This is a genomic window from Komagataeibacter sp. FNDCF1 (assembly GCF_021295335.1).
Taxonomy (GTDB): Bacteria; Pseudomonadota; Alphaproteobacteria; order Acetobacterales; family Acetobacteraceae; genus Komagataeibacter.
In genome coordinates, this window is the sequence record NZ_JAIWOT010000001.1 from 1,394,932 (window position 1) to 1,407,010 (window position 12,079).

Consider the following 12,079-nt stretch of genomic DNA (forward strand, 5'->3'; position numbering starts at 1 on the left):
CCTCAGCTTACAATGTAGGGCAGCAGGGCCAGGAAACGTGCACGCTTGATGGCCTGGGCCAGTTCGCGCTGCTTCTTGGCGGACACTGCCGTGATGCGGCTGGGAACGATCTTGCCACGCTCGGACAGGAAGCGGCTCAGCAGGCGCACGTCCTTGTAGTCGATCTTCGGCGCGTTGGGGCCGGAGAACGGGCAGGACTTGCGACGACGGTAGAACGGACGGCGCGCGCCAACCGCAACGCGGCGGGCGGCGGGATTGATCTCGGTGGATTCTGACATCAGCTCTTACTCCGCTTCGGCGCCGGCTGTGGCGTTGGCGCGCTGCTGTTCTTCACGCTCGTTACGGGCGCGGAACTCCTCGCGGTCATCAAAGTTACGGCGCGCGCCACGGCCGCTCTCGAACCGGCCGGTGGGCTTGGGCCCACGGAAGCCACGCTCACGCTCGTCACCCTTGCGCGACAGGATGACGGACGGTGCCTCGTCAATCTCGTCAACACGCAGGGTCAGCACGCGCAGCACGTCTTCATTCAGGCCGAGCTGACGCTCGATTTCCTTGATCGCGGCGGAAGATGCATCGAGACCCAGAAGCATGTAATGCCCCTTGCGGTTCTTCTTGATGCGGTAGGCCAGCGTGCGCAGGCCCCAGTATTCGCGCTTCTTGACGGAACCGGATTCCGCCTCAAGCTGGGTGGCGATGCCATCGGCAATGGCTTCTACCTGCTGCTGCGACACGTCATTACGTACGATCAGCACGGTTTCATACAACGGCATGGGTACTCCCTTCGGATCGCTTCAACCCCGGCATGGCGGACACGGTCCGCCATGTTGCCCGAAAGGCACGGGTATAGCCGGGCGCGATGCCACGCACCCGGCAGGGAAGAGGCGCCTTGAAACACAAACGCGCCCGACAGACAAGAAAAAAAGTAAAACCTATTTGGTCTCGACCGGCCTGAGCCACGTAAAGACCGGAACGGGATGGATATCCTGCGGGCGGTCATGGCGGAAGCCGGTCTCGGCCTTGATCAGTTCCAGCGGCACGTCAAGCATGCTGTCCGGCCCACGCGGGTCGACCTCCACCTCGCGCAGGGCGGCGGCAAAGGCGCGCTTGCGCAGGGGGGCAAGGGCATCGGGCGCATCGCCGCGCACGTCCAGCGCCAGCCTGTCGCCATCACGGCCATCATGCAGCACGACCCAGCGTTCCTCCCCCGCTTCATACCCTGCTGCCTGGCTTAACGGATCGACCATGCCGATATCGCATGTAACAAGCCTGCCCTCCCGGCACAGGGTCCTGCGGTCGTAATTGGCAATCAGCCCGCTGTCATTATTGGTGCGGATGACAAACCAGCCATGGGGCAGGTCGGCTATGGCGTAAGGTGCCTCATCGAGCGTGTCGGGCTCCCCCGTATCGCACAGGCCCAGTGCATCGAGCAGTTCCGCACGGTCAACGCCATGGAATTTGTAATAGGATGTATCGAAATTCATTGTTCCCTTTCCCTTCCAACTGGAAGGAAAATGGGAACGGGATTTTGTTATAACAATGGATATCGTAACATTTTTGTGTTGAGCCCCCCCGACGGTTCAGGCGATCCGGAGCCGCTGCGGCAGGGGCATGCCCAAGGCATCGGGAATGCTCCATGTCTCGTGGATGGTACGCACCCTGCGAAAGCCTGCGCGCAGATAGTTGGGCAGCGCGCGCGGGTGATCGGCCGAACAGGTATTGACCCGCACCACGGCAGGCTGCAGCCGCCATGCCGTGGCGACCATCTGGTGCAGGAAGGCCCGTCCCACCCCGCGGCCGATCCATGCGGGCAACAGGCCGAAATAGGCGATATTCACATCCGGCCCGTACCGGCTGTCGAGTTCACAGAACCCCGCCGGCACATCCCCGTCATAAAGCACATATACGCCAATGCCGGGGCTGGACAGCAGGGTGGCAAGCCGGGAGTCGGGCATGACCCGGCGCAGCCACCAGCAGTAGTCGCGGCCCACTGCATCGTACAGGCCCCGGTACCAGGCCACGCCGGGGCGCGGGACCCGGCGGATGCTGTATCCCTCCGGCAGGGAAACCGGGGTGCCGGGTGGCGGACGGTCCATGCACAGGAACGTCACGTCCACCCCGATACGCGTGCCGCTGCCGGACGCCCCGACAGGGGCGTCACAGGGTACCTCAGTTATCATCAAGGAACGAACGCAGCTTGCGGCTCCGGCTGGGGTGCTTGAGCTTGCGCAGCGCCTTGGCCTCGATCTGGCGGATACGTTCACGCGTCACGTTGAACTGCTGGCCCACTTCCTCCAGCGTGTGATCGGTGTTCATGCCAATGCCGAAGCGCATGCGCAGCACGCGTTCCTCACGCGGGGTGAGAGAGGAGAGCACGCGGGTCGTGGCTTCACGCAGGTTGGTCTGGATCGCGGCATCAAGCGGGATGACGGCGGCCTTGTCCTCGATGAAGTCACCAAGATGGCTGTCTTCCTCATCCCCGATCGGGGTTTCGAGCGAGATCGGCTCCTTGGCGATCTTGAGCACCTTGCGCACCTTTTCCAGCGGCATGCCCAGCTTTTCGGCCAGTTCCTCCGGCGCGGGCTCACGCCCGATCTCATGCCGCATCTGGCGCGATGTACGGACCAGCTTGTTGATCGTCTCGATCATGTGGACCGGGATGCGGATGGTCCGCGCCTGATCGGCGATCGAACGCGTGATGGCCTGACGGATCCACCATGTGGCGTAGGTGGAGAATTTGTAGCCACGGCGGTATTCGAATTTGTCCACCGCCTTCATCAGCCCGATATTGCCTTCCTGGATCAGGTCAAGGAACTGCAGGCCGCGATTTGTGTATTTCTTGGCAATCGAGATCACCAGCCGCAGGTTGGCCTCGATCATTTCCTTCTTGGCGCGCGCCGAATCCCGCTCCCCGCGTGACACGGTGGCGTAGACACGCCGGAACTCACCCACCGGCAGGCCGGTTTCCTGCGTCAGCTCGGCCACCTGGTTGCGCAGGCGGATCACGGTCTCGCCATGCTTGGCGATGAAGTTCTTCCACGACTTGCCCGGCAGGGCAGCGGCCATGTCCATCCAGCCGGGGTCCAGTTCGCGCCCGCGGTATTTGAGCAGGAAGTCATCACGCGAGACGCGCGTGCTTTCGGCCAGGCGCAGCATACGGCCCTCCAGCCCGTTCAGGCGCTGGAAGATTTCCTTCAGGTGCTCGACCAGCACCTCGATACGCGCATTGTGCAGGTGCACCTGCTGGACCTTGCCCACCAGTTCCATGCGCAGCTGTTCATAGCGGTTTTCCTCCTCGGAGGAGATGTCGGTGCCGCCCGTGAATTTTTCCAGCCGTTCGGCCTGCACCTTGTGCAGGGCTTCGTACAGCGCCTCGACTTCCTTGAACTGCTCCAGGATTTCCGGCTTCAGCTTTTCCTCAAGCGCGGACAGCGACAGGCCGGCCCCTTCGCCCTCGCCTTCGGTTTCCTCGGCTTCCTCGGCGTCCTCGGTCTCGGAATTCTCGTTTTCGGCAAAGGCATCATCGCCCTCGGCCGCCTCGGCGGGGTCGTTGCCGCCGGACTGCATAGCTTCCAGGTCCACGATGTCACGCAGCAACATCTCACCGGCCTTGAGCCGCTCATGCCACGAGATGATGGCGCGGAAGGTCAGCGGGCTTTCGCACAGGCCGCCGATCATCTCGTCGCGGCCGGCCTCGATCCGCTTGGCGATTGCGATCTCGCCCTCACGCGAGAGCAGCTCGACCGAACCCATCTCACGCAGGTACATCCGTACCGGGTCATCGGTGCGGCCCAGGCTTTCGGTATCGACGTTGCCCGCCGCCGGTTCCTCGCTCTCGCTTTCTTCCTCGGCGGTGTCGTCGTTCTTGGTCTCGGTGGCGGCGGTCGTGGTCTCGGTGTCGTCGTTGTCCTCGTTCTCGACAACCTGCATGCCCATTTCCGACAGGGCGGCCATCACGTCCTCGATCTGTTCGGAGGACATCTGGTCCTGCGGCAGGACGGCATTGAGTTCGTCAAACGTGATGTAGCCGCGTTCCTTGCCGCGGGCGATCAGTTTCTTGACGGCGCCGGACCGGGTGTCCAGCAGGGTTGTATCGTTATCCTGGTCCCCCGAAGCCGTGTCCGCACCCGTGGCTGTCTTTGTCGCCATGCCCGATCAATCCCTACCCAGCAAATCGTTTACACGCGTCAACAGAACCCTGCCCGCGCACAGTGGCTGCCTTCCCTTTTGTCCCCCCTCCGTGCGGCGGGACAGGATACGGCCAATCATACCGCTTTCATATGCATTTGTTCTGGTGCAGGTGGTCGATAACATGGCCGAAGTCAAGGGCGACCACGCCATCATTTGATCGAAACGGCCAATTTTCCGCCCTATTCGTCCCAATCCTCCCCACCCCGGCGCAGGGCTTCCAGCGCCAGCAGGCGGGTGCGCAGGCTGAGCCATGCCGCCTCATCCAGTTCGCCCGCGCACATGCGTTCGGTATCGCTCCGGATTTCGTCGGCAAACCGCGCGACATTGAGCAGCGCGTAGAAATGCCACCACTCATGGCGCGGGTCGGTGCCGAACAGATCATCATCCTCCTGCCCCCGCATCCGCCGCCCGCGCACCGCGCGCACGCGCTGGCACACATCCCCCAGCCCCGCGGCGGACAGGCAGGCCACCAGTTCCGCAGCCGGGGGCAGTTCGCCGCGCATGTCATACAGGTCGAGCAGTTCCTCACGCAGGGCCGCGATATCGGCAGGCAGTTCAAGCCGGCAGTAGGCGTCCTGCACCTCGGGCAGCACGACGGGCTGCTCCAGGATGATGGCGGTCAGGATGCACTGGCGCTGCAGGTCCGCATCCATCAGCGCCACGGGGGCGGTGGCGACCGGGGCGCGCCTGACCCCGCCCCTGCCCCCCGCACGGCGGAACATCTCGAAAAAACTGTCCAGCAGGGTGGAACGGTATTCCGACGCCAGCGCCCTGTCCGGAATCAGGGCAGCCACTTCCACCAGCCTGCGGCGCAGGGCGGCGCGCTGCTCGGGACCGGGGTTGCGCACGCCCTCGCTCAGCAGGCCGAACAGGACCTCTCCCATCGGGCGGGCGCCCTCGACCAGCGACGCCATGGCGGCCTGGCCATCACGGCGGACAAGGCTGTCGGGGTCCTCGCCTTCGGGCAGGACGCAAAAGCGCAGGGTGCGTTCCACATTCAGCAGCGGCAGCGCGGTCTGCGCCGCCTTGACCGCGGCGCGCTGGCCCGCCGCATCACCATCGAAACACAGCACCGGGGCGGGAGCGACCTGCCACAGCGCCTCCAGCTGTTCGGCGGTCAACGCCGTGCCGAGCGGGGCCACCGCGCCGTGAAAGCCCGCCTGGTGAAGGGCAATCACATCCATGTAGCCCTCCACCACCAGCAGTTCGGCGCCCGCTCCCGTGCCCCGCACGCCTTCACGCGCGCGGTCCAGCCCGAACAGCACCCGGCGCTTGGAGAAGACCGCGGTCTCCGGCCCGTTGAGGTATTTGGGCTGCCCGTCGCCCAGAATACGGCCACCAAAAGAGACCAGACGCCCGCGCCGGTCACGGATGGGAAAGGTCACGCGGTTGAAGAACAGTTCACGCGATGGCCTGCCGTCCTCATCCGCGCGCATCACGCCCGCCTCCACCAGCATGGCGGGGGTGATGTCGTGCTCCGCCATTTCGGTCACCAGCCCGCCGCGCCCATCGCCCGACCAGCCCAGCCCGAAGGCGGCAATGGTTTCATCGGTCAGGCCACGGCCATGCAGGTAGGCCAGGCCCTCGCGCCCTTCGGGCTGGTACAGCCTGCGCTGCCAGGACTGCTGCACGGCTTCGAGCACATCGCCCAGCGTGCGGGCCTGTTCGGCACGCGCGCGCTGGACGGGGTCGGGCTTTGGCATTTCCATGCCGGCGGCGGTGGCCAGTTCCTCCACCGTCTCGATGAAGGTGCGGCCCTCGCTCTGCATCACGAAGGTGATGACATCACCATGCGCCTGGCAGCCAAAACAGTGGTAATGGTCATCATAGATATAGAATGATGGCGTCTTTTCCCCGTGGAAGGGGCAGCAGGCCTTCCAGTTCTTTCCCGAACGCACCAGCTTCGTCCGCCGCCCGATGACGGGGGCGATGGGCGTGCGGGCACGCAGTTCGTCAAGGAATGCGGGGTCAAGCGCCATCGGTGTGCGGAACTCCGGCCGGTCAGGCGGACAGGCGCGCGCGCACCACGGCGGATGCACGTGCGGGGTCAAGCGCCGCGCCAAACTGCTGCTTCAGCGCCGCCATGACCTTGCCCATGTCCTTCATGGAGGTGGCATCGGTGCGTTCGATGGCTTCGCGCACGGCGGCCTCGATGGTGGCGTCATCCAGATCGGGCGGCAGGTAGTCGCGGATGATGGCAATCTCGGCCTCCTCCTTTTCCGCCAGTTCGGGGCGGCCGCCCTGGGTGTACATGGAAGCCGATTCCGTGCGTGACTTGATCATGCCGCGCAGCATGGAAATCACGGCTTCATCGCTCACTTGGTCCTCGCCCTTCGCGCGGCCGGCAATATCGACATCCTTCAGCTTTGCGGTGATCATGCGGATGGTGCCGACCTTTTCGCTCTGGCCTGCCTTCATGGCTGTTTTCAGGTCATCCATGAAACGTGCGCGCAAGGACATGACTGTCAACTCCTCTGCCCGGCGGGAGGGCGGGATGCCCTGCATGGTGCCGGGAATAATTTTCCCACTGTCTCGTTGCGGGGGTATGTGGGAATTTTCTTCCCAATTACCAGAGACACTGTTAGGCAATACTCCCGGAAGGGACATCATCCAATGCCGATGACGATAGAAAGTATTATCGAACGCCTTGGGGGCGCCGAACAGGCCGCCCGCCTGACGGGTGTCAGCACCGAGGCCATTCGCAAATGGCGGCAGGCCCGCGCCATACCGCCCAAGCACTGGACAACCGTGCTGCGGGCCACCGGCCTGTCACTGTCCGACCTGCAACCTGCCACAGAATCCGACCGACCGGAGCCCAAGATGAGCACGCCAAACCCGAGCGCACCGGCCAGCAGGCCCCCAGCCGCCACCGCCGCCCTGATCCTGGCCGACGGCACCGTGTTGTGGGGGCGTGGATTCGGCGCGCACAGCACCGGGCGCACGCTGGGTGAACTCTGCTTTTCCACCGGCATGACCGGCTATCAGGAAACGCTGACCGACCCGTCCTTCGCCGGGCAGATCATTACCTTCACCTTCCCCCATATCGGCAATACCGGCACCACGCCGGAAGATGATGAAGCAGCGCGGATCAGCGCCCGCGCGCTGGTGGTCAAGGAAGACCTGACGGCGCCGGCCAACTGGCGTTCGACCGAATCGCTGGATGCCTGGCTGAAGGTGCGCGACGTACCCGGCATATGCGGCATCGACACCCGTGCCATTACGCGGCGCATCCGCGAAGGCGGCCCGCAGACGGCCGTCGTGGCCTATCCCGCCGACGGAAAGTTCGACATCCCCGCCCTGCACGAACGCGCCCGCGCGTGGCCGGGGCTTGAGGGCATGGACCTTGCGCGTGAAGTCACCTGCGCCGCATCCTACAGCTGGAACGAGGGCGTGTGGCAGTGGCCGCACGGCACCGCACCGCTGCCGGAAAAACGGCGGAAGGTGGTTGCGGTGGATTACGGGGCCAAGCGCAACATCCTGCGCTGCCTGGCGAGCGCAGGGTGCGATGTGACCGTGGTGCCGGCCACGGCAACGGCGGAGGAAATCCTCGCCCTCGACCCCGCTGGCGTGTTCCTGTCCAACGGGCCAGGTGACCCGGCAGCGACGGCGCAATACGCCGTCCCGGCCATCAGGGGCGTGCTGGACGCGGGCAGGCCGGTCTTCGGCATCTGCCTTGGCCATCAGCTTCTGGCGCTGGCACTCGGGGCGAAGACCTACAAGCTGGCGCGCGGGCACCGTGGCGCCAACCAGCCGGTCAAGGACCTGGCGACGGGCAGGGTGGAAATCACCAGCCAGAACCACGGCTTCGCGGTGGATGACAAATCCCTGCCTACGGACGTGCGCGCCACCCATGTCAGCCTGTTTGACGGATCGAACGAAGGCATTGCCACCAGCCGCTACCCGGCATTCTCGGTGCAGTACCACCCCGAGGCCAGCCCCGGCCCGTCGGACAGCCACTACCTGTTCCGCCGTTTTGTCGACCTGATCGACACCACAACCAAGACCGCGTGAAAGCCGACCCGACATGCCAAAACGGACAGACATACGCTCCATCCTGATTATCGGCGCCGGCCCGATCGTAATCGGCCAGGCGTGCGAATTCGACTATTCCGGCGCGCAGGCGTGCAAGGCGCTGAAGGAAGAGGGCTACCGCGTCATTCTGGTCAATTCCAATCCCGCCACGATCATGACCGATCCGGGGCTGGCGGATGCGACCTATATCGAGCCGATCACCCCGGAATTCGTCGAGCGCATCATCGCGCGTGAGAAGCCTGACGCCATCCTGCCCACCATGGGTGGCCAGACCGCGCTGAACACGGCCATGGCGCTGGACAAGTCGGGCTTTTTGAAAAAGCACGATGTCGAACTGATCGGCGCGAATGCCGAGGTGATCGACCGCGCAGAGGACCGGCAGAAATTCCGCGAGGCGATGGACGAGATCGGCATCGAAAGCCCGCGCAGCCTGATCGCCCACACGCTGGAGGAAGCCCGCAGCGCGCTGGAAACCGTGGGCCTGCCCGCGGTGATCCGCCCGTCCTTCACCATGGGCGGTTCGGGCGGCGGCATTGCCTACAACAAGGAGGAGTTCGACCGCATCGTCTCCTCCGGGCTTGACGCCTCCCCCACCACGGAAGTCCTGATCGAGGAATCCGTGCTGGGCTGGAAGGAGTACGAGATGGAGGTCGTGCGCGACACGGCGGACAACTGCATCATCATCTGCTCCATCGAGAACATCGACCCGATGGGCGTGCATACCGGGGATTCCATCACCGTCGCCCCGGCGCTTACGCTTACGGACAAGGAATACCAGCGCCTGCGTGACATGTCGCTGGCCTGCCTGCGCAGGATCGGCGTGGAAACCGGCGGGTCGAACGTGCAGTTCGGCATCAACCCCGTCGATGGCCGCGTGGTGGTGATCGAGATGAACCCGCGCGTGTCGCGGTCCTCGGCACTCGCCTCCAAGGCCACAGGCTTCCCGATTGCCAAGGTCGCGGCCAAGCTGGCGGTGGGCTACACGCTCGATGAACTGACCAACGACATTACCGGCAGCACGCCAGCATCGTTCGAACCCACGATTGACTATGTCGTGGTCAAGATCCCGCGGTTTACGTTCGAGAAATTCCCCGGCACGCCCGCCCTGCTGTCCACCAGCATGAAGTCGGTTGGTGAGGCGATGGCCATTGGCCGTTCCTTCCCCGAGGCGCTGCAGAAGGGCCTGCGGTCGATGGAAATCGGGCTGGCGGGACTGGACCCGGTGGAAGCGCCGGGCGATGGCGGGCCGGATGCCTTCCGCGCCGCCCTGTCGCAGCCGCGCCCCGAACGCATCCTGATGGCTGCACAGGCCCTGCGCGCGGGGCTGAGTGTCGAGGACATCCACGATGCCTGCCGCTTCGAGCCATGGTTCCTGCGCGAGATTGCCAGCATCGTGGCCGCCGAGCATGCAGTGATGCGCGACGGCCTGCCGGAAGATGCCGACAGCCTGCGCGCGCTCAAGGCCATGGGCTTCTCCGACATCCAGCTTGCCCGCCTGTCCGGCACGCAGGAAGGCGAAGTGGCAAAGCTGCGCGAAAGCCGTGGCGTGCTGCCGGTCTACAAGCGCATTGATACCTGTGCCGGTGAGTTCGCGTCCCCCACGCCGTACATGTATTCGTCCTATGAAGGCGGATATGGCGTGCCGGAATGTGAAAGCCGGCCGACTGACCGCAAAAAGATCGTCATCCTTGGCGGTGGGCCGAACCGTATCGGCCAGGGGATCGAGTTCGATTACTGCTGCGTCCACGCCGCCTATGCGCTGCGCGAAGCCGGGTTCGAGACGATCATGGTCAACTGCAACCCCGAGACCGTGTCGACCGACTACGACACATCCGACCGCCTGTATTTCGAGCCGCTGACGGCGGAAGACGTCATCGCCCTGATCCGGCGCGAGCAGGAAAACGGCACCGTTCTGGGCTGCATCGTGCAGTATGGCGGCCAGACCCCGCTCAAGCTGTCACGCGCGCTGGAAGCGGCTGGCATCCCGCTTCTGGGCACACCGGCGGATGCGATCGACCGGGCCGAGGACCGCGAGCGTTTCCAGGCCATGCTGCACAAACTCGGCCTGCGCCAGCCCGCCAATGGCATCGCGCGCAGCCCGGCGGAAGCCGAGGCCGTGGCCGAGAAGATCGGTTATCCGGTCGTGGTCCGCCCGTCCTACGTGCTGGGTGGCCGCGCGATGGAAATCGTGCATGACCGCGCCAGCCTGCAGCGTTACATGCGCGTGGCCCTGCAGCTTGCCGGTGCGGAAGTCGCCAACGGCCCCGTGCTGATCGACCATTACCTCAATGACGCGATCGAGGCGGACGTGGACTGCATTGCCGATGGCAGCGAAGTCTATGTGGCTGGCGTCATGGAACATATCGAGGAAGCCGGCATCCATTCCGGTGACAGCGCATGTTCTCTCCCGCCCTATACGCTCTCCCCCGCCATCGTGACCGAACTCAAGGCACAGACCGAGGCCATGGCGCGCGAGCTTGGCATCGTGGGGCTGATGAACGTGCAGTACGCGATCAAGGGCCACGATATTTTCGTGCTGGAAGTCAACCCGCGCGCCTCGCGCACCGTGCCGTTCGTTGCCAAGGCCACGGGGGTTCCGGTCGCCAAGATCGGTGCGCGGGTCATGGCGGGCGCGAAGCTTGCCGAATTCCGGCTTGATGACCGTGCCGTCGCCCCGCATGTGGCGGTGAAGGAGGCGGTGTTCCCCTTCAACCGCTTCCCCGACGTGGACACGATCCTTGGCCCGGAAATGCGCTCCACCGGTGAGGTGATGGGCCTTGACGCCTCGTTCGAGCGGGCCTTTGCCAAGTCGCAGCTTGCCGCGGGCGTGAAGCTGCCGCGTTCGGGCCGGGTCTTCCTGTCCGTGCGTGACAGTGACAAGGCCGCCGTCAAATCCATTGGCCGCCTGCTGTCGGAAATGGGCTTCACCATTCTGGCCACCCGCGGCACGGCCAGATGCCTGCGTGAAGCGGGCGTGAGCGTGGATGTGGTGAACAAGGTGCTGGAAGGCCGCCCGAACTGCGTGGACGCCATCCGCTCGGGTGAGGTGCAGATGGTCATCAACACCGCACAGGGTGCCCAGGCAGTCAGCGACAGCTTTGACATCCGCCGCTCGGCGCTGACGCATGGCATTCCGCACTACACCACCATTGCCGGTGCACGGGCGGCGACGCATGCCATTTCGGCCATGCGTGAGGGGGTTCTTGAAGTCGCGCCCCTTCAATCCTATTTTAAGGGATCATTCTGAGCGTATCGCACAACGCGGGTGGTCCTGCTGGTCCCAAGGCTGGCAGGCCGCCCGCGTCGTATTACAGGCGATGGGCTTGGACCCAGCAACCAACAGTCAGTTGCGGAAACTGACCTTCACCTCGGGGACAAACCTTGCAGAAATTTCCGATGACAGGCCCCGGCCTGCAACGGCTTGAAGACGAACTGCGCAAGCTCAAGAGTGAAGAACGCCCCGCGATCATTCGCGCGATTGCCGAAGCGCGGAGCCATGGCGATCTTTCCGAAAACGCGGAATACCACGCGGCCCGTGAGCGCCAGTCCTTTACCGAAGGCCGCATCCAAGAACTGGAGGAGATCGTCTCCTCCGCCGAAGTCATCGACCCTGCCGCCCTCTCGGGCGATCAGGTGAAATTCGGCGCCCGCGTCAAGCTGGTGGATGAGGAGACCGACAAGGAAGCCTCCTACCAGATCGTTGGCGTGTACGAAGCCGACATCAAGCAGGGTCTGCTGTCCATTTCCTCACCGCTGGCCAAGTCACTGATCGGCAAGAGCATTGGTGATACCGTGTCCGTACCCGCCCCCGGCGGTGACCGGACGTACGAAATCCTGGAAGTCACCTACGGCTAGGCGC

10 protein-coding genes are annotated in these 12,079 nt (G+C 64.4%); 3 read left to right on the forward strand and 7 right to left on the reverse strand.

Features of this window, described 5'->3' with window-relative positions:
* Window positions 1-2: 2 nt before the first annotated feature.
* From rpsR to LDL32_RS06670, 7 genes are all read right to left on the reverse strand, one after another.
* On the reverse strand, window positions 3-278 hold the full coding sequence (gene rpsR / locus LDL32_RS06640) for a 30S ribosomal protein S18 (RefSeq protein ID WP_007399693.1): 276 nt from the start codon (window positions 276-278) through the stop codon (window positions 3-5).
* Window positions 279-284: 6 nt separating this feature from the next.
* Window positions 285-770: a 30S ribosomal protein S6 gene (gene rpsF, locus LDL32_RS06645; RefSeq protein WP_233065401.1), complete on the reverse strand. Its 486-nt coding sequence runs from the start codon at window positions 768-770 to the stop codon at window positions 285-287.
* 159 nt (window positions 771-929) lie between these two features.
* The gene (locus LDL32_RS06650) at window positions 930-1,481 is read right to left on the reverse strand and encodes a hypothetical protein (protein ID WP_233065403.1); all 552 of its coding nucleotides are present in this window, start codon (window positions 1,479-1,481) and stop codon (window positions 930-932) included.
* 96 nt (window positions 1,482-1,577) lie between these two features.
* Window positions 1,578-2,177 carry a GNAT family N-acetyltransferase gene (locus LDL32_RS06655; protein WP_233068745.1) on the reverse strand — a complete coding sequence of 200 codons (600 nt, stop codon included), beginning with the start codon at window positions 2,175-2,177 and terminating at the stop codon, window positions 1,578-1,580.
* Complete coding sequence (gene rpoD / locus LDL32_RS06660) at window positions 2,167-4,146, reverse strand: RNA polymerase sigma factor RpoD (RefSeq protein ID WP_233065405.1); 1,980 nt, start codon at window positions 4,144-4,146, stop codon at window positions 2,167-2,169. Before rpoD ends, LDL32_RS06655 begins: the two co-directional genes overlap by 11 nt.
* Window positions 4,147-4,367: 221 nt before the next feature.
* Entirely contained in the window at window positions 4,368-6,167 is a 1,800-nt protein-coding gene (gene dnaG, locus LDL32_RS06665; protein ID WP_233068747.1) for a DNA primase, read from the reverse strand.
* A gap of 22 nt (window positions 6,168-6,189) precedes the next feature.
* Window positions 6,190-6,648: a GatB/YqeY domain-containing protein gene (locus LDL32_RS06670; RefSeq protein WP_233065407.1), complete on the reverse strand. Its 459-nt coding sequence runs from the start codon at window positions 6,646-6,648 to the stop codon at window positions 6,190-6,192.
* 153 nt (window positions 6,649-6,801) lie between these two features.
* Between LDL32_RS06670 and carA the strand changes: the two genes are divergently transcribed.
* The 3 genes from carA to greA all read left to right on the forward strand — a co-directional run bounded on the left by carA (window position 6,802) and on the right by greA (window position 12,075).
* On the forward strand, window positions 6,802-8,199 hold the full coding sequence (gene carA / locus LDL32_RS06675) for a glutamine-hydrolyzing carbamoyl-phosphate synthase small subunit (RefSeq protein ID WP_233065408.1): 1,398 nt from the start codon (window positions 6,802-6,804) through the stop codon (window positions 8,197-8,199).
* Window positions 8,200-8,212: 13 nt separating this feature from the next.
* Window positions 8,213-11,467: a carbamoyl-phosphate synthase large subunit gene (gene carB / locus LDL32_RS06680; protein ID WP_233065410.1), complete on the forward strand. Its 3,255-nt coding sequence runs from the start codon at window positions 8,213-8,215 to the stop codon at window positions 11,465-11,467.
* Window positions 11,468-11,601: 134 nt separating this feature from the next.
* Window positions 11,602-12,075, forward strand: a complete 474-nt coding sequence (greA, locus tag LDL32_RS06685) for a transcription elongation factor GreA (protein WP_233065412.1) — start codon at window positions 11,602-11,604, stop codon at window positions 12,073-12,075.
* Window positions 12,076-12,079: the final 4 nt, after the last annotated feature.

What these genes read in the sequence shown, in the direction of transcription:
- LDL32_RS06650 (WP_233065403.1), bottom strand. Translation starts at nt 1,481, where the DNA reads ATGAATTTCGATACATCCTATTACAAATTCCATGGCGTTGACCGTGCG.
- carA (WP_233065408.1), top strand. Translation starts at nt 6,802, where the DNA reads ATGCCGATGACGATAGAAAGTATTATCGAACGCCTTGGGGGCGCCGAA.
- LDL32_RS06655 (WP_233068745.1), bottom strand. Translation starts at nt 2,177, where the DNA reads ATGATAACTGAGGTACCCTGTGACGCCCCTGTCGGGGCGTCCGGCAGC.
- dnaG (WP_233068747.1), bottom strand. Translation starts at nt 6,167, where the DNA reads ATGGCGCTTGACCCCGCATTCCTTGACGAACTGCGTGCCCGCACGCCC.
- LDL32_RS06670 (WP_233065407.1), bottom strand. Translation starts at nt 6,648, where the DNA reads ATGTCCTTGCGCGCACGTTTCATGGATGACCTGAAAACAGCCATGAAG.
- rpoD (WP_233065405.1), bottom strand. Translation starts at nt 4,146, where the DNA reads ATGGCGACAAAGACAGCCACGGGTGCGGACACGGCTTCGGGGGACCAG.
- rpsF (WP_233065401.1), bottom strand. Translation starts at nt 770, where the DNA reads ATGCCGTTGTATGAAACCGTGCTGATCGTACGTAATGACGTGTCGCAG.
- carB (WP_233065410.1), top strand. Translation starts at nt 8,213, where the DNA reads ATGCCAAAACGGACAGACATACGCTCCATCCTGATTATCGGCGCCGGC.
- rpsR (WP_007399693.1), bottom strand. Translation starts at nt 278, where the DNA reads ATGTCAGAATCCACCGAGATCAATCCCGCCGCCCGCCGCGTTGCGGTT.